Genomic DNA, 15,270 nt, shown 5'->3' with positions numbered 1-15,270 from the left:
GCAATGAGAAAAGCGGGTGAGAGCCCGCTTTTTTTATATTAAGGCTATTCTTGAATTTGCTAAACAGAACTTACAGATAGAAAACATGAATCATAAAATTTTAGATACGCTTGAATATGAACAGATTACCCAGCGTCTGGCTGCAGAAACCATCACAAAGCCAGCCGCCCGCGAAGCCTTAGACCTGGTCCCAAGCTCAGACCCGCAGGCCGTAGAGCAGGCTTTGAATGAGACCAATGCTCTGGCCAACTTGCTGCGGGTCAAGGGGCAGCTGCCGCTGACGGATTTTGCCAGCGTGACCCCAAGCCTGAAGCGCTTGAAGGTCAAGGCTGACCTGAATGCCAAAGAACTGGGCAACGTCTTGCTGGTCTTTACCCTGGCCCAGGAAATCAACCAGTTCGTGGAAGACGTTGCAGATGAAAATTGCGACTTGTCAGCGATCGACAGCCTGCTGGACCAGCTTGAAGTTCCAGACCGCCTGTACCGCCGCCTGCGGACTTCGTTGACTTTTGACGGGGAAGTGCTGGATACGGCGTCAGAGAATCTGGCCCGCCTGCGCCGCGGCCGCCAGGCCAATGAAACGGAAATCAAGCAGCGGATGGAGGGCTACACCCGGGGCAAGATGAGCCAATACTTGTCAGAAGCCATCGTTACTATCCGTGACGACCGCTACGTAATTCCAGTCAAGCAGGAGTACCGGCACAAGTTTGGCGGGGTCGTCCACGACCAAAGCGCGTCAGGGCAGACCTTGTTTGTGGAGCCAGAAGCCATCCTGAACCTGAACAACCGCCTGCAGAACCTGCTGGCAGAAGAGCGCCAGGAAATCCGCCGGATCCTGCATGAGCTTTCTTTGGCCGCCAGAGAAGAAGCCCCAGCCATTAAGCAGCTGGCCCAGGCTTTGAGCCAGCTGGACTTCCTCCAGGCCAAGGCCAAGCTGGCCAAAAAGATGCAGGCCGTCCAGCCAGTCTTGACCAAGGATCATTCCTTTAAGCTCCTGGCCGCCCGCCACCCCTTGATTGACCCGGAGAAAGTCGTCGCCAATGACATCAGCTTGGGCGAAGACTTTGACACGATCCTGATCACGGGGCCCAACACCGGGGGGAAGACCATTACCCTGAAGACGGCAGGGCTTTTGCAGCTGATGGCCCAGTCCGGCTTGTTCATCCCAGCGGCAGAAGGCAGCAAGGCTGCCGTTTTTGACCAGATTTTTGCCGATATTGGGGACGAACAGTCAATCGAACAGTCCTTGAGTACCTTCTCCTCCCACATCAACGATATCGTGGCGATCATGAAGCAGGTAAGCAAGGAAAGCCTGGTCCTGATCGATGAAATCGGGGCCGGGACCGACCCCGAAGAAGGGGCCAGCCTGGCCATCTCCATCCTGGACTTCTTCAGGAAGAAGCAGGCCAAGATCATCGTTACGACCCACTACCCGGAGCTTAAGCTCTATGGCTACAACCGTGAGCGCACCACCAACGCCTCCATGGAATTTGACATCAAGACCCTGTCGCCGACCTACCGCCTGCAGATGGGCATCCCGGGCCACAGCAACGCCTTCGCGATTGCCCGCCGCCTGGGGATGCGGGAGGATGTCGTCCAGAACGCGGAAGGCTTGATGAATGACGATGACTCCGACCTCAACCACATGATCGATGAGCTGAACAAGCAGACCAAGCAGGCGACTGAAAACCGCCGCAAGCTGCAAAGCGCCCTGGACCGGGCCAGAAGCTTGGAAAAGCAGCTGCGCGATGCTTTGGACATCTACAACCAGCGCGTGCAAAAGCAGCTGGACTTTGCCCAGGAGCGGGCCAATGAAGTGGTAGCCAAGAAGCGCAAGAAGGCTGATCAGATCATCGCTGACCTGGAAGCGGCCAGAAAGCAGGGGGCCAACGTCAAGGCCAACCAGCTGATGGACGCCAAGGGCGAGTTCAACAAGCTGGCCAAGCAGGAGCAGAACCTGGCCAACAACAAGGTCCTGCAAAAGGAAAAGAAGCGCCACCACGTGCAAGTTGGCGACAAGGTCAAGGTCCTGTCCTATGGACAGACGGGGACGGTCACCAAGCAGCTGGGCGAGCATGAATACCAGGTTTCGCTGGGGATGATCAAGCTGAAGGTCTCAGACCGGGACATCGACAAGCTGGCGGCAAGTGCCAAGCCAAAGAAGAAGACCCGGGCAACGAGCGCTTCAAGAAGCAGCCGGGCCCATGCCTCCCTGGACTTGCGCGGCCAGCGCTACGAAGAGGCGATGATCAATTTGGACCGCTACTTTGACACGATCCTGCTGTCCGGCTTGAGCACCGTGACCATCATCCATGGGATCGGGACCGGGGCCATCCGTGAAGGCGTTCAGCAGTACCTCAAGCGCAACAAGCACGTCAAGTCCTTTGCCTACGCGCCAGCCAATGAAGGCGGGACTGGGGCCACGATTGTCGTTTTGAAATAGCGATCAATGCAAGCATGTCACTTGCAAAAAGTAAGTAACATGGTAAACTAAGAGCATAAGCAAATCGCGATTGCTAGAGATTAGATAAAATTAGCTAGAAGAAGAGGTATTAACTAATGGTAGACGCAATTACCGATCAAACTTTTGCTGAAGAAACCAAGGATGGCGTAGTCCTGATCGACTTCTGGGCAACCTGGTGCGGTCCTTGCCGCATGCAGTCTCCGGTCATCGAAGCCTTGGCTGAAGAGCGCCAAGACGTGCACTTCACCAAGATGGACGTTGACGAAAACCCAAACACGGCCAAGGAATTGGGGATCATGGCCATCCCAACTTTGATCATTAAGAAGGACGGCCAGATCGTTGACCGCCTGACTGGCTACACGCCAAAGGAAAAGCTGGACCAAATCCTGGACCAGTATGCTGACTAAGCTGCCAGCAAAGCCAATTGACAGACACAAGAAAAGGACCGGGCAATTGCCCGGTCCTTTTTGACGTGTTTGCTTTTTGAATATTGATCCAGGTTGCTGGCTGAAAAAGAGCGCAAAGACAGCAAATCTGGCTCTTAGAAGAAAGTGGTGATGGTGACGGTCTGCTTCTTGTCGTCAACGGCAATCTCAGCTTCAGTAGACCGCTGCTTGGCTTCCTCGACCGCTTCAGCGATCATGCCGCTTTCCAAGGAGAACTCCTTGCTGCCGCTGGCTAAGCGGTCGCTGACTGCCTGTCCGCTCAGGCTGAAGATCATAGAAGCCCGCCGTTCCTTGACCACCTTAAGCTGGCCAAATTCGGCCATGTTGAAGAATTCGACCAAATCATCAAGGTCGCTCAGATCATATTTGCGCGTGATTCGCTTGCCGGCCCAATAGAGGATGGCCGGAGCGTCGCTGCCTAGAATGGTTGGCAACAGGAAATCACGATACAGCTGGTTGACAAAATATACGTGTTCGTTTTGTTCAGACATAAAACCTCATCCTTATTCAATGACTTCATTTTACCCTAAACCAAGGGGATGGTGAAATATTTTTGAAAAGTTTACGGAAATTAAAGAAGCAGGTGATTGATAAATTGCTGTAAAATTATCGAAATTGCCTTAAAGAGTGGTAAAATTAACTTGATGAGTTTTTAATAATATATTCGTGATTGTGATTGGAGCATATTATGACCCAAGTATTGTTATTTGCTACTGATAATCAAAACAAAGTCAAGGAATTGCGCGAAGCCTTTGCAAAGGCCGGCTTGGATATCGAAGTCAAGTCAAAGGCAGATCTTGAAAACCCACCATACGTCAACGAAAGAGGCAACACTTTCGAAGAAAATGCCAAGCTCAAGGCCCACGCCTTGGCAGACTTCAGCAAGTTGCCAACGCTAGCTGACGACTCCGGTCTTGTAGTTGACAAGCTGAACGGGGCTCCTGGCGTGCACTCAGCCCGTTACGGCGGCGAAGCCCACAATGACTCCCGCAACAACGCCAAGCTGCTGGCAGCCTTGGGCGGCGTTCCAGAAGAAAAGCGCCAAGCCAAGTTCGTCTCCGTTTTGGTTCTGTCACAGCCAGGCAAGCCAGAACGCGACTTGGTTGTTGAAGGAACTTGTGAAGGCGTAGTCTTGGCTGTCCCACGCGGCAACGATGGCTTCGGCTACGACCCATTGTTCTACGTTCCAGCCAAGGGCAAGACTTTTGCTGAAATGAACACGGATGAAAAGAACGAAGTTTCCCACCGCGGCAATGCTGTCCGCAAGTTGGTCAAGGAATTGCCAGACTGGTTTGCTGAGCTTGACTAGTCGCGGCAAGCGAATCTAAAAATGCTGGACGCCTTGTCCAGCATTTTTTGTTACAATCTATAGTGGACCAGGGATTAGGACTTGGTCTCTTGAATGACGAGATTATTCTCCGCGAATTCGATCTGCTGGTCTTTGAGGGCTTCCAGGTAGGCTTCCCAGTAGGCCTTTCTGACCGTGCCTTCATGGCCAGGCTGCACTTGGAAGTGCACCCGGTAAATGATTGACCGGCCTCTTTGCTCAATGACGCCCAGGCAGCTTGGGCCGCTGACCAGGAAGTTGGCGACTTCTTCTTGAGCCAGGCGGCTGTTGGCTTGGTTCAAGGCAGCATTTACGGCTTCAAGGTCAGCGTCGGCATGCAAGCCCAAGTCCAAGTCCAGGCCAATCCCACCGTGGGTCAGGTTCTTGACGATCTTGATTTCCCGGTTGGGGATAAAGATCAAGGTCCCATCTGCGGACATGATCCTGGTGGTTCTTAAGCCAAGCTGGACCACCGTGCCGGCGTCAGTCCCGATCTTGACGCTGTCGCCGACGTCATACTGGCCTTCGCTCAAGATGAAGAAGCCATTGACCAGGTCGCTCATAAAGCCTTGGGCCCCGAGACCAATTGCCAGGGAGAAGATCCCGGCTGAGGCAATCAGGGTGCCGACAGGCACGCCCAGGATGGAGAGGACTGAGTAAAGGTAGAAGAAGATCATCGTGTAGCGGAAGCCGCTGTTGATCAAAGTCGAGATGGTCTGTGCTCTTTTGGACAGCTTGTCAGCCCGCCCGTTGAGGTAGCGGTTGATCAGCTTGTGGCCAAAATGGGCAATCAAGTAAAAGACCAGGGTGGAGATCAACAATTGCCAGAGAACACTGGCGACATGAGTGAAAATTTTAGTCAAGTCGACGGATACGCTCCCAAAACTGAATTTTAAATCTTTCATTTTTGTCGTTTCCTTTCAAGTACTAGAATAAAGCATACCAAAAAGTTGCTTTCCATTGAGATAAAAGTGTTTTCATGCTAGACTTTTTTTAGAAATTTAGAAAGGGGAGCAAGTTATGGTTTTATCCTACGGTGCATTGGCAGGTCTTATTGCCGCAATTGCATTTTTAGTATTGGTGCTGTTTACCATTCCAACTTTGGTTAAGATGGGCCGGGCCCTGAAAGAAGCTGAAAGAACCGTTCAGCTGACTAACCAGTCTTTGGAAACCGTGAACGAATCACTGAACAAGTTGACGGATGACGTCGACGAGTTGATGAAGCAAGCAAACAGCCTGATGGACAAGACGAATGACCTGATGGACGACGTCAACGGCAAAATGAAGACCGTTGAACCCGTAGTCAAGGCCGCTGCCGACTTGGGCGAAAGCGTCTCAGAAATCAACGAATCATCCAAGAAGATGGTTAAGCGCGTTTCCAATGCCCACTTTACGCGGACTGGGATGCTTACTTCGGTCATTACCTCAGCTTTTGCGCGCCATTTCCGGCGCAGAGGCCAAGATTAAGCAAAGGAGAATCACTATGAGAAAATTTACGAGCTTTCTGTTTGGCGTAGTCCTCGGGGCCGCTGCCGGCGTGGTTGCCGCCAGCCTGGTTTCTGATGACAAGGTCAAGGAAGTCAAGGACAAGATCAAGAGCAATCCAAACGTTGAAGACTTGAAGGAAAAGTACGACAACGGGACGGAAATCTTGAAGAATCAACTGGCTTCCTTCCCAAAGAACGTTGAAGACGATTCTGAACTGAAGGATTTTGACGATATCGTGATCGACGACTCTGAACCAGCTGAAACTGACGGCAAGTCAGCGGCTGAATCAGCCAGTGATTTGGAAAATGCCGAAAAAGACGAAGATGACAAGGCAGCTGACGATGCGTCCGCAGCGCCAACTGCTGAATAATGGCGTAGAATAGCCACAAAGCAAGGAAGCTATTGCTTGATTTTTGCGGCAGCAGGGCACTGGCTGCTAGATGCAGTTCCAGTCAAGACGATTGCCGGATAATAGGCAGCCGCGGCCTGTTAGTTGCTAAAGCCACCTGTCCACGGGTCTGGAATCCGTGGCGTTGGCCAGCAGCCACTTCGCGCGGCGGCTTGGGCCGGCATAAATTGCTGCAAGAAAAAGCCTGACAGGATAATCTGTCAGGCTTTTTGAATGTCAAAATTTTGCCTTATTCCTTAACCGGCAGGACCTTCAATTCCTTGCTGGTGTGGGTGAATGGCTTGAAGCCGTCCTTGGTGAGGACGCCGCAGTCTTCGATCCGGACGCCGGCAAAGCCTGGGATGTAAATCCCTGGTTCAATGGAGAAGCACATGCCTTCTTGCAAAACGACGTCGTTGCCGTTGGCGATTCTTAAATAATTGATTTTCAATTAAAATACAGATTGCATTATTACCAATTGCGGTGTACTCTTTGCTCAAGAAAGGTGAGTAAAGCAATTAGATTATTAGTGGCATTTGTGATGGCTGTAGTTCCATTTTTACAGCCTGCATCACTTGTAGAAGCGAGTTCAGATCAAAGAAATGATGTTGCTGTGAATACTTCAACAGTTAATCAAAACGTTTAAGTAAGTAGGAGAGGATAAAGCACATGACGACAACAGATACGATTCTTTTTCTGATTTGTTTGATGGGAATGTATTTTTCCTTCAAAAAATCAGAAAATCTGTTTATTTTGAAGCTGAGAAAATACCGGGGGATAATCTTGACCATCGTACCGGCCTCGTTTTTTGCCATTTTTGTCATGAAGGAAGGCTATCACGATTTTCTGAATGTCTACTTGTTGTTGACTTTAATTGGCGTCTATTACTTGATTCGCGACCTTCGTAAGGCATAATTTTATACGAAAAAGGCTTCTAGAAGAGAGATGCTTCTAGAAGCCTTTTTCTGTTTTCAATCTTATTCCTTAACCGGCAGGACCTTCAATTCCTTGCTGGTGTGGGTGAATGGCTTGAAGCCGTCCTTGGTGAGGACGCCGCAGTCTTCGATCCGGACGCCGGCAAAGCCTGGGATGTAAATCCCTGGTTCAATGGAGAAGCACATGCCTTCTTGCAAAACGACGTCGTTGCCGTTGGCGATAGATGGGAATTCGTGGACTTCCATCCCGATCCCGTGGCCCAAGCGGTGGATGAAGTATTCACCATAGCCGGCATCAGTGATGATCTTGCGGGCTACGCCGTCAAGCTCACTGGCCGTCATGCCTGGCTTAGCCGCGTCGATGGCCGCTTGCTGGGCAGTCCGGTTGACTTCGTAGATTTCCCGCATCTTGTCGGTCGGTTCCCCGTAGGCGACCGTCCGGCTGGAGTCAGAAGCGTAGCCTTCGTGCATGGTCCCCAGGTCAAAAAGCACCAGTTCGTTTGGCTTAACCGTGTTCATGCTTGGCCCTTGGTGAGGGTTAGCGGCATTTGGACCGGCTTGAACGATGGTGTCAAAGCTGGTCTGCATTACGCCTTTTTGCAGCTTCAATTGGTATTCAATTTGGCTGACTACGGCTCTTTCGGTAACCCCGTTTCTAAGAGCATCAAAGCCGATCGTGAAGGCAAAGTCAGCTTCTTCTCCGGCCTTGCGCAGCTTGGCCAGCTCGCTTTCCGTCTTGAAGAGGCGGATGTGGGCGATGAATGGGGAAAGGTTCTTGTCAAAGTCCGCGTCTGGGAATTCAGCGTGCAGGGCTTGGTAGTGGGCCACGGTCAAGCCGTCCTTTTCAACGGCCCAGCTTTGGAAGTCCTTAGTCCGCTTCTTGATTTCCGCGGCGATCTTCTTCCAAGGGTCCTCGTCGTCAAGGTAGCCAACGACGTCCCCGTCCCAGGCTGATGCCTTGGCTTCTTCATAGTTTAAGGCCGGGCAGAAGATAAAGGGATCCGCGTCCTTAAAGGCAAAAAGCTTGAAAATTCTTTCTTCCGGATCAGTGATAAATCCGGTAAAATAGTTAATCGTTGTGGGACTTGAAATGTAAGCCACGTCAGTGTGATTTTCTTGCAGCCATTGCTGTAACTTATCTAAATTCATATAGCTATTCTCCTTGCATCATTGAAATTAATTTCAGTATAGCACTAAAAAAATGCAAAAAAATGAAAGTTCTGCTGTAAGCGATTGCACCAAAAATGATTTCATGCTATCATATGACTAGTAATTAGTTTTTAGATAGGATGGGTCAGTTATTATGCACAAACAAGATGTAACAATATATGACGTGGCTAGGGAAGCCAAGGTTTCCATGGCCACCGTTTCACGTGTCGTAAATGGCAACAATAATGTCCGCAAGGAAACCCGCGACCGGGTCATGGAAGTCATCAAGCGTCTCCACTATCAGCCAAATGCTGTAGCGCAAGGTCTGGCTTCAAAGCGGACTACTACGGTCGGCTTGATCGTTCCTGACTTGACCAACCTCTACTTCGCTGAGCTTTCCAAGGGGATTGACGACATTGCCGTCCTCTACAAGTACAACATCATCATTTCCAGCGTGGAAAACCGTTTGATGAAGGAAGACGCGGTAATTCAGGGGCTTTTGAACAAGCAGGTTGACGGGGTCATCTACATGTCCAACAAGCTGTCAGATGAAGCAGCTGAGGCCTTTAAGCGGACCAATACGCCAGTCGTTCTGGCCGGGACGGTTGCTGGCAATGAAAACTTCCCTTCAGTCAACATTGACTACAAGAAGGCCGACACCGAAGCCTTGAACCTGCTCCTTAATGACGGCAAGAAGCACCTGGCCTTGATCGTTGGCGACAAGAACGCTCCGATCAACGCTGAAAACCGGGTGCCAGCCTTTGAAAAGTTCATTGAAGACAATGAACTGGAAGGCTGCGAAATCTTTGACGGCATCAAGGACTACTCTGACGGCTACAACCTTTACCCAGAGCTGGCCAAGAAGGGCATCAACGGGGTGATCGTGACCAAGGACTTGTCTTCAGTTGGCCTTTTGAATTCTGCCCTGGACCGCGGGGCCAAAGTGCCAGAAGACTTTGAAATCATCACGGCTTCAGCCACCCAGATTGCCTCAGTCGTTCGTCCGGCCTTGACCACCATCAAGCAGCCGCTTTACGACTTGGGGGCCGTCGCCATGAGAATGCTGACCAAGCTGATGAATGACGAAGGCTTGGATGAAAAGCACATTGTTTTGCCTTACGAATTGATCAAGAAGCAAAGCACCCTGAACAAATAAGAAGATTTTTGCGGAAAGAGCCTGCACGAGCAGGCTCTTTTCTTATCTGCCAAGTGCCCGTTGAATTTGTGATACAATTTTTACTAAAGACAAAATGGGGGAAGAGACGAAATGGCTTATGAACAATTTGATCTGATTGAGGAAATTACCCGCAACGACGGGAGCACTTATTATGAAATTTCCAATATTGACCAAAACGGGATCGCGGAGCTGGCGGCTGACAACGGCATGATCAAGCAGGTCCGGATCCTGGTCATCAACATTCCGCGGACCAAGGCCCTGGAGACGTATGAGGAATACATCAACAAGACTTATCCGCTCAATACCCTGATGGATGAGCAGTTTTGGGAACATCCAAGCTGGGTGGAATGGGAGAAGCCAAAGGGCCCTGTCCGGGAGGCATATGAGATGGTCTTGAAAGCCAATAGAATTGGGTAGGTGGAAAGTATGGAAACTCTGCGAATTTTGCACACGAATGATTTACACTCACACTTTGAGCATTTCCCAAAGATCAGGCGCTATCTGCATTACGTGCAAAAAAACGCTGATGCTGACCAAGTCTTTACTTTTGACGCCGGCGACTTCATGGACCGGTCCCACCCGTTGTCTGACGCGACTGAGGGCCAGGTCAACATCCGCTTGATGAATGACTTCAACTATGATGCCATCACGATCGGAAACAATGAAGGCATCTCCAACCCGCACCAGGTCCTGGAGCACTTGTTTGACCACGCTGATTTTCCGGTCGTCCTGGCCAACTTGCGCGAAGAAGATGAATCGATGCCTAAGTGGGCCAAGAGCCACCTGTTTTTGACCAGCAAGAAGGGGACGCGGATCGCGCTGGTGGGCTTGACCGCGGCTTACCCTATGACTTACGGGCCAAACCACTGGAGTATCAAGATGCTGGGCGAGACCATGGACAGCGTGATGCAGGAGATTGCCGGCCAATATGACCTTTTGATCCTGATCACCCATACCGGGGTCAGAATGGACAAGTGGCTGGCCAAGCACTATCCGCAGATCGACCTGATCGTTGGCGGTCACAGCCACACCTTGCTGGCCAAAGGCCTCCAGGAGGGCCATACTTGGATTACCCAAACAGGCAAGTGGGGCAATTACGTGGGCGACATTACCCTGCATCTGGATGATGACCATCACCTGCTTGACGTTAAGCCAACTACGATCGCCACGGCTAGCCTGCCGGAAGAGCCAGGCGATCAGCAGGAGATTGATGCCCTGTACAACAAGGGCAAGGAGCTCTTGGAGCGGTCAGCCGTGGCTTATCTGCCAGAAAAATACAACAATGACGTCGAAGCGGCCATCAGCGTCTCGCTGGATGCCATCGCTGATTTTGCCGGCACCGACCTGGCTATGCTGAGCACCGGCCTGTTTTTGTCCCCGTTCAAGAGCGGGATCATCAACAAGTTTGACCTCCAGCATGCCTTGCCCCACCCAATGCACGTGGTGCGGACCAGCTTGCAGGGGAGGGACTTGTGGCGCTTGTGCATGGAAGTTGAAAAGAACCGCCACTTTTTGTCCCACTTTAACCTGATTGGGATGAGCTTTAGAGGGAAGATTTTTGGCCAGGTCCACTACAAAGGGATCAAGGTCGACATGATGACCAGAAACGTCTATGTCCAGGGCAAGCTGCTGAATCCAAACGCGGAATACCAGATTGCCGTACTGGACCACTATGTCCTGATTCCCTTCTTCCCAACCCTGTCAATCGTCGGGGAAAATGAATTCCTGTTCCCGCAGTTCCTGCGCGAAGTCGTAGGCAGCTACCTGAGCAAGCATTATCCATTAAAGGAAAGTGATGTCTTTGAAGAAGAAAAGCAAGAACAACAATAAGCCGGATAAGGGCAAGAAGCAGCGGGCCAGCCAGCTGGAACAGGCCTTGCCGGCAAAAGCTGCTGACCGGCCGCTTTTGCATGAATTGTCCGACGTGGCCATCAGCGGCGACACGGTGATGATCAACCAGCGCGAATACCATATCGTGGCCAATGAGCGCGGCGCCCTGGACACGGAGCAGCTCCGGCAGAAGTATGACCCCTATCTGGACCAGTACGACTACCTGGTAGGGGATATTTCCAGCGAGCACCTGCGACTGAAGGGCTTTTACAATGACTACGTAAAGACGGCGATTGACCGCAAGAAGTCAACGATCGTCGACTACCTGGCCGAATACTGCAATCCTGGTGCCCCTTACTTTATTCTGGCTTCAGCCCAGCAAAGCAAGAAGCCGAAGATCAAGATCAAGAACCGCAAGCACTCTTCCGGCAAGAAGCCCCGCGGCCGCGCGGCCTTCAGCGAGCGCAAGGTGCATGAGACCAAGCTGCCAAGGAAGAACTCGCACGCCGAGCGCAAGCGCAAGAACGGCCACCATCAGGCTTTTGTAATTAGAAAGAAAAACAAACGTGAGCAAGATGCAAAGCAGAGATTATAAGATATTCCTGGTTGACCTGGACGGGACCGTCTACCGGGGCAAGGAAACGATTGAATCCGGCGTCCGCTTCGTCAAGCGCCTGCAGGAAGCTGGCAAGGACTACCTCTTTTTGACCAACAACACGACCCGGACCCCGCAGATGGTGGTCGACAAGCTGAAAGGACACGGGGTTGCGACTGACGTGGCCCACATCTACACGCCTTGCATGGCTACGGCCAGCTGGATCATCGAGCAGAACCCAGGCAAAAAACGCTTCGGCGTCTACATCATCGGTCAAGTGGGCCTGTGGACGGAAATTCTTAGCCGGCCAGAATTCTACTTTGATGAGCAGAATCCCGACTATGTCATCGTCGGCATGGACACTGACCTGACCTACCACAAGCTGCAGGTTGCCAACCGCTGCATCAGACATGGGGCAACTTTTATCGGGACCAATTCTGACTTGAACCTGCCATATGGGGCTGAGCTCCTGCCGGGCAATGGGTCAATCTGCGCCATGCTGGCGGCCGCTTCCGGCCAGCAGCCAACTTTTATCGGCAAGCCGGAGGCTATCATCATCGACAAGGCCTTGGAGCTGACCAAGTCCAGCCGCCAGGAGGCTTTGATCGTGGGCGACAACTACCAGACCGACATCAATGCCGGCTTCAATAGCGGCGTTGACACCCTGATGACCTTGACGGGGGTCAACCGGCGCGAGGACCTGGCCGGCAAGCGGCAGCCAACCTATATCGTTGATACTTTGGATGAATTTGAACTGTAACTATGAAAAAACAAGATACGATTGGCAGCGTGATCTACCACTTCTTCTTCGCGCTGACGAGCGGGGTCATGGGGGCAATATTTGCCAGCTGGCCCTTGCTGTTCTTTTTTATGGCAATTGAGAAGACCAATGAGACGGTGGGGATGTCCCTCTTCAAGGTCATGGGCAACTACAACCAGCTGATGGGCTACCTGCTCTTGCCCTGGCACCGGCAGCTGAAGATGGCTGACTTTCCGACTTCGGCCAATGCCGCGGCCCACTTCGCGGAAGTCAAGGGCCTGTTTCAATTGACGGCACTGGTCTTTTTGCTCTGCCTGGCCTTGCATTTTTACTTTCAGCAGGCTAAGCGCAAGCCTTATCTGGGGATGAGCCAGGTGGCGGCCTTGATCTTCATGGTCTTGCCGGTCGTCGTCTTGCCCTTTGCCATTGCAAACTTTGACGACTTCTTCAGGACCTTCCACACTTTGCTCTTCCACAACAGCAACTGGCTCTTTGATCCCAACACGGACCCGATCATCGATGTGCTGACCGAAGGCTTTTTCTCGTCCTGCTTTGCTGTCGGCGGGGCAGTCTATGAGCTCTATTTTGCCCAGTACTTGATCAGCAGGCACTGAGTAAAAAAGAAAACAACTAAAAAAGAGGAAAATCCCTAATGGATTTTCCTCTTTTTTAGTTGTTGTTTGCTATTCAAGGATCAGATATCTGACTCCTGGAATTGCCGTTCGCGCTTGATGGACAGCTTCTTCTTCAAGGCCACGACCAAGACTGGCACGACTGAAACCAGGATGATGGCCAGGACGATCAAGGAGAAGTGCTCCTTGACGACTGGGAAATTCCCGAAGAAGTAGCCAATGCCGGAGAACAGGCCGGTCCACAGCAAGCCGCCAAGCAGGTTGTAGAGGGCGAAGGTCTTGTAGTGCATCTTTGAGCCCCCGGAAATGAATGGCACGAAGGTTCTGATGAAGGGGATGAAGCGGCCGATCACGATAGTGATGGAGCCATGGCGTTCAAAGAACTTCTCCGCGGCAACCCGGTTCTTTTCATTGATCAACTTGTTGAACCAGGAGTGCTTGGCGCCGGAATTGACCGACCAGCGGCCGATTTCATAGTTGGCCGAGTCGCCGATGACGGCGGCAGCCGCCGCCGTCAGATAGAGCAGCCAGATGTTCAGGCCATACTTGGGGTTGGCGGCCATTGCCGCGGCCGCGAAGATCAAGGAGTCACCCGGCAGAAAGGGGAAGACTACCAAGCCAGTCTCAATGAAGATAATGGCAAAAATAATCAGGTAGGTCCACCCGCCAAAGGTATTCACGATCGTGACCAGGTGGTCATCGATGTGGAGGATAAAATCAATCAGAGGCATATGTATCCCTTTCTTGCAGTTTTTTTAATGGTTATTTTGCAGTTTTATCTAAACAAGCGATAAAGCAAGTCTTAACCGATTATAACTTACTTTTGCCAGGATTACTTGCTTAAAGCAGTTGAGTGAACGGTCAGCGTCTTTTCTGGGAAGAGGTCGCGCATGATGGCGTTGACGGCAATCTGCGCCTCACCAAAGCCGATGCCGATCACTGGCACTCGGCCCTCATAGCCGCAGGCATCGCCAACGGCATAGATGCCAGGGGCGCTGGTCTGCATGGAGCGGGAGACGGCAATCAAGCCATGGTCCAGCTCCACGCCCCACTTCTTGACGAAGCGGTTGTCAGCTCTGAAGCCATAAGCCACCAGGATCTGGTCAAAGGCCAGAGTCTCAAGGTGGTCAGGCTGGCCGACTTCCTTTAAGCAGATGGCCAGCTTGCCGCCGGCCATTTCCATGCTCTTAGGCAGGTAAGGGGTCATCAAGCTGACCTGTGGATTGTCCTGCAGCTTTTGGACGCTGCTTTCCATGCCGCGAAACTGGTCGCGCCGGTGGATGAGCGTTACTTTGGCATAAGCCGCCAATTCGTTGGCCCAGTCAAGTGCCGTGTCGCCGCCGCCAAAAATGCCGACCGTCTTGCCGGCAAAAAACTGGGGATCCTTGAAGAAATAGTGAATCCGCTGGCTGGCTTCCGCGTCAGCCTTCAAAGGAAACTTCTTAGGCTTGAAGGCCCCGTTGCCCGTGGCAATGATGAGGCTGCGAACCTGAAATTCGCCGTCGATGGTCAAGCTGCCGTCCTCGTTTTTAGTGACGTCAGCAACCTTGTGGCCAGTGACGATCGCCACGCTGTCGTCAAGATCATCTTTCAGGCGGCTGATCAGGCTTCCGGCACTGATTTCCTTGAAGACGGGGATGTCCAGGATCTGTTTAAAAGGATAAAGCATTTCTGGTTGGCCGCCCAAATCGTTCAGCGATTCAAGCAAGACCGTCTTGAGCCCATGAAGGTGGGCGAAGTAGGCGGTGAACAGGCCGACCGGACCGCCGCCAATCACGGCTAAATCGTAGTTTTTGATAATAAGGTGCTCCTTTCCAAAATCACATAAAATTACTTTAACATGATTATTTTGAATTTTCACTAAAAACATGCTTGCATTCACTGCGCAAAAAGAGTATCTTAATACATGTCGCTTGTGACCCAGATGAACAATCCTGGCCAGTGGCAGAAAGAAAAAATAACAAAGCGCTTGCAAAGCCTTTGCTAATTTGCTAAGATAGAAACCGTCATCGAGTTCAGGTGACGTTGGTACTTTGAAAACTGAACAAAGTTTCGCAGTGTGCGGGTTCAATATTTGAA

17 protein-coding genes and 1 pseudogene are annotated in these 15,270 nt (G+C 51.5%); 12 read left to right on the top strand and 6 right to left on the bottom strand.

Features of this window, described 5'->3' with window-relative positions; translation table 11 throughout:
- Nucleotides 1–85: 85 nt before the first annotated feature.
- The gene (locus OCH80_RS05050) at nucleotides 86–2,443 is read left to right on the top strand and encodes an endonuclease MutS2 (RefSeq protein WP_206989392.1); all 2,358 of its coding nucleotides are present in this window, start codon (nucleotides 86–88) and stop codon (nucleotides 2,441–2,443) included.
- 116 nt (nucleotides 2,444–2,559) lie between these two features.
- Nucleotides 2,560–2,871, top strand: a complete 312-nt coding sequence (gene trxA, locus OCH80_RS05045) for a thioredoxin (RefSeq protein ID WP_404538499.1) — start codon at nucleotides 2,560–2,562, stop codon at nucleotides 2,869–2,871.
- Between the two features lie 134 nt (nucleotides 2,872–3,005).
- Here trxA and OCH80_RS05040 read toward each other — a convergent pair whose 3' ends face one another.
- Nucleotides 3,006–3,401: a YslB family protein gene (locus tag OCH80_RS05040; protein ID WP_154548144.1), complete on the bottom strand. Its 396-nt coding sequence runs from the start codon at nucleotides 3,399–3,401 to the stop codon at nucleotides 3,006–3,008.
- Nucleotides 3,402–3,598: 197 nt separating this feature from the next.
- Between OCH80_RS05040 and OCH80_RS05035 the strand changes: the two genes are divergently transcribed.
- Complete coding sequence (locus tag OCH80_RS05035) at nucleotides 3,599–4,219, top strand: XTP/dITP diphosphatase (RefSeq protein ID WP_404538495.1); 621 nt, start codon at nucleotides 3,599–3,601, stop codon at nucleotides 4,217–4,219.
- 74 nt (nucleotides 4,220–4,293) lie between these two features.
- Here the strand turns inward: OCH80_RS05035 and OCH80_RS05030 are convergent, their stop codons facing one another.
- The gene (locus OCH80_RS05030) at nucleotides 4,294–5,142 is read right to left on the bottom strand and encodes a mechanosensitive ion channel family protein (protein ID WP_404538492.1); all 849 of its coding nucleotides are present in this window, start codon (nucleotides 5,140–5,142) and stop codon (nucleotides 4,294–4,296) included.
- Between the two features lie 115 nt (nucleotides 5,143–5,257).
- Between OCH80_RS05030 and OCH80_RS05025 the strand changes: the two genes are divergently transcribed.
- Nucleotides 5,258–5,704 (top strand): DUF948 domain-containing protein, encoded by a 447-nt coding sequence (locus OCH80_RS05025; RefSeq protein WP_154548138.1) that lies wholly within the window; start codon nucleotides 5,258–5,260, stop codon nucleotides 5,702–5,704.
- A gap of 16 nt (nucleotides 5,705–5,720) precedes the next feature.
- On the top strand, nucleotides 5,721–6,095 hold the full coding sequence (locus OCH80_RS05020) for a DUF1269 domain-containing family protein (RefSeq protein ID WP_404538489.1): 375 nt from the start codon (nucleotides 5,721–5,723) through the stop codon (nucleotides 6,093–6,095).
- Nucleotides 6,096–6,363: 268 nt separating this feature from the next.
- On the opposite strand, the pseudogene OCH80_RS05015 reads toward OCH80_RS05020, so the two are convergent.
- Nucleotides 6,364–6,543, bottom strand: a pseudogene (locus tag OCH80_RS05015) (M24 family metallopeptidase); the annotation flags it as partial.
- A gap of 239 nt (nucleotides 6,544–6,782) precedes the next feature.
- On the opposite strand from OCH80_RS05015, the gene OCH80_RS05010 reads away from it, so the two are divergent.
- Nucleotides 6,783–7,028 (top strand): hypothetical protein, encoded by a 246-nt coding sequence (locus OCH80_RS05010; protein ID WP_404538486.1) that lies wholly within the window; start codon nucleotides 6,783–6,785, stop codon nucleotides 7,026–7,028.
- Between the two features lie 62 nt (nucleotides 7,029–7,090).
- Here OCH80_RS05010 and pepQ read toward each other — a convergent pair whose 3' ends face one another.
- The gene (pepQ, locus tag OCH80_RS05005; RefSeq protein WP_404538483.1) at nucleotides 7,091–8,197 is read right to left on the bottom strand and encodes a Xaa-Pro dipeptidase; all 1,107 of its coding nucleotides are present in this window, start codon (nucleotides 8,195–8,197) and stop codon (nucleotides 7,091–7,093) included.
- Nucleotides 8,198–8,351: 154 nt separating this feature from the next.
- On the opposite strand from pepQ, the gene OCH80_RS05000 reads away from it, so the two are divergent.
- The 6 genes from OCH80_RS05000 to OCH80_RS04975 all read left to right on the top strand — a co-directional run bounded on the left by OCH80_RS05000 (nucleotide 8,352) and on the right by OCH80_RS04975 (nucleotide 13,173).
- A complete protein-coding gene (locus OCH80_RS05000; protein WP_154548132.1) occupies nucleotides 8,352–9,353 on the top strand; it encodes a substrate-binding domain-containing protein in 1,002 nt (333 codons plus the stop codon).
- Between the two features lie 111 nt (nucleotides 9,354–9,464).
- Entirely contained in the window at nucleotides 9,465–9,791 is a 327-nt protein-coding gene (locus OCH80_RS04995; protein ID WP_404538479.1) for a hypothetical protein, read from the top strand.
- A gap of 9 nt (nucleotides 9,792–9,800) precedes the next feature.
- Nucleotides 9,801–11,204 carry a bifunctional metallophosphatase/5'-nucleotidase gene (locus OCH80_RS04990; protein ID WP_404538476.1) on the top strand — a complete coding sequence of 468 codons (1,404 nt, stop codon included), beginning with the start codon at nucleotides 9,801–9,803 and terminating at the stop codon, nucleotides 11,202–11,204.
- Nucleotides 11,170–11,799 carry a YutD family protein gene (locus tag OCH80_RS04985; RefSeq protein ID WP_404538473.1) on the top strand — a complete coding sequence of 210 codons (630 nt, stop codon included), beginning with the start codon at nucleotides 11,170–11,172 and terminating at the stop codon, nucleotides 11,797–11,799. Before OCH80_RS04990 ends, OCH80_RS04985 begins: the two co-directional genes overlap by 35 nt.
- Nucleotides 11,780–12,559, top strand: coding sequence for a TIGR01457 family HAD-type hydrolase (locus OCH80_RS04980; protein WP_302188357.1), 780 nt, complete (start codon nucleotides 11,780–11,782; stop codon nucleotides 12,557–12,559). The genes OCH80_RS04985 and OCH80_RS04980 overlap by 20 nt, the downstream gene beginning before the upstream one ends.
- 2 nt (nucleotides 12,560–12,561) lie before the next feature.
- Nucleotides 12,562–13,173, top strand: coding sequence for a TIGR01906 family membrane protein (locus OCH80_RS04975; RefSeq protein WP_404538469.1), 612 nt, complete (start codon nucleotides 12,562–12,564; stop codon nucleotides 13,171–13,173).
- Between the two features lie 80 nt (nucleotides 13,174–13,253).
- Here OCH80_RS04975 and OCH80_RS04970 read toward each other — a convergent pair whose 3' ends face one another.
- On the bottom strand, nucleotides 13,254–13,922 hold the full coding sequence (locus OCH80_RS04970) for a VTT domain-containing protein (protein WP_206989403.1): 669 nt from the start codon (nucleotides 13,920–13,922) through the stop codon (nucleotides 13,254–13,256).
- Nucleotides 13,923–14,023: 101 nt separating this feature from the next.
- A complete protein-coding gene (locus OCH80_RS04965; RefSeq protein WP_404538466.1) occupies nucleotides 14,024–14,968 on the bottom strand; it encodes an NAD(P)/FAD-dependent oxidoreductase in 945 nt (314 codons plus the stop codon).
- Between the last annotated feature and the right edge of the window lie 302 nt (nucleotides 14,969–15,270).

The sequence above is a fragment of the Lactobacillus sp. 23-2 genome (genome assembly GCF_044902225.1).
GTDB lineage: Bacteria > Bacillota > Bacilli > Lactobacillales > Lactobacillaceae > Lactobacillus > Lactobacillus absianus.
The sequence above is the reverse complement of the archived record's forward strand: the minus strand, read 5'-3'. Positions and strand labels throughout refer to the sequence as shown.

What these genes read in the sequence shown, in the direction of transcription:
- OCH80_RS05020 (WP_404538489.1), top strand. Translation starts at nt 5,721, where the DNA reads ATGAGAAAATTTACGAGCTTTCTGTTTGGCGTAGTCCTCGGGGCCGCT.
- OCH80_RS05030 (WP_404538492.1), bottom strand. Translation starts at nt 5,142, where the DNA reads ATGAAAGATTTAAAATTCAGTTTTGGGAGCGTATCCGTCGACTTGACT.
- OCH80_RS05000 (WP_154548132.1), top strand. Translation starts at nt 8,352, where the DNA reads ATGCACAAACAAGATGTAACAATATATGACGTGGCTAGGGAAGCCAAG.
- pepQ (WP_404538483.1), bottom strand. Translation starts at nt 8,197, where the DNA reads ATGAATTTAGATAAGTTACAGCAATGGCTGCAAGAAAATCACACTGAC.
- OCH80_RS04980 (WP_302188357.1), top strand. Translation starts at nt 11,780, where the DNA reads ATGCAAAGCAGAGATTATAAGATATTCCTGGTTGACCTGGACGGGACC.
- OCH80_RS05040 (WP_154548144.1), bottom strand. Translation starts at nt 3,401, where the DNA reads ATGTCTGAACAAAACGAACACGTATATTTTGTCAACCAGCTGTATCGT.
- OCH80_RS05035 (WP_404538495.1), top strand. Translation starts at nt 3,599, where the DNA reads ATGACCCAAGTATTGTTATTTGCTACTGATAATCAAAACAAAGTCAAG.
- OCH80_RS05010 (WP_404538486.1), top strand. Translation starts at nt 6,783, where the DNA reads ATGACGACAACAGATACGATTCTTTTTCTGATTTGTTTGATGGGAATG.
- OCH80_RS04995 (WP_404538479.1), top strand. Translation starts at nt 9,465, where the DNA reads ATGGCTTATGAACAATTTGATCTGATTGAGGAAATTACCCGCAACGAC.
- OCH80_RS04970 (WP_206989403.1), bottom strand. Translation starts at nt 13,922, where the DNA reads ATGCCTCTGATTGATTTTATCCTCCACATCGATGACCACCTGGTCACG.
- OCH80_RS04985 (WP_404538473.1), top strand. Translation starts at nt 11,170, where the DNA reads ATGTCTTTGAAGAAGAAAAGCAAGAACAACAATAAGCCGGATAAGGGC.
- OCH80_RS05025 (WP_154548138.1), top strand. Translation starts at nt 5,258, where the DNA reads ATGGTTTTATCCTACGGTGCATTGGCAGGTCTTATTGCCGCAATTGCA.
- OCH80_RS04975 (WP_404538469.1), top strand. Translation starts at nt 12,562, where the DNA reads ATGAAAAAACAAGATACGATTGGCAGCGTGATCTACCACTTCTTCTTC.
- OCH80_RS05050 (WP_206989392.1), top strand. Translation starts at nt 86, where the DNA reads ATGAATCATAAAATTTTAGATACGCTTGAATATGAACAGATTACCCAG.
- trxA (WP_404538499.1), top strand. Translation starts at nt 2,560, where the DNA reads ATGGTAGACGCAATTACCGATCAAACTTTTGCTGAAGAAACCAAGGAT.
- OCH80_RS04990 (WP_404538476.1), top strand. Translation starts at nt 9,801, where the DNA reads ATGGAAACTCTGCGAATTTTGCACACGAATGATTTACACTCACACTTT.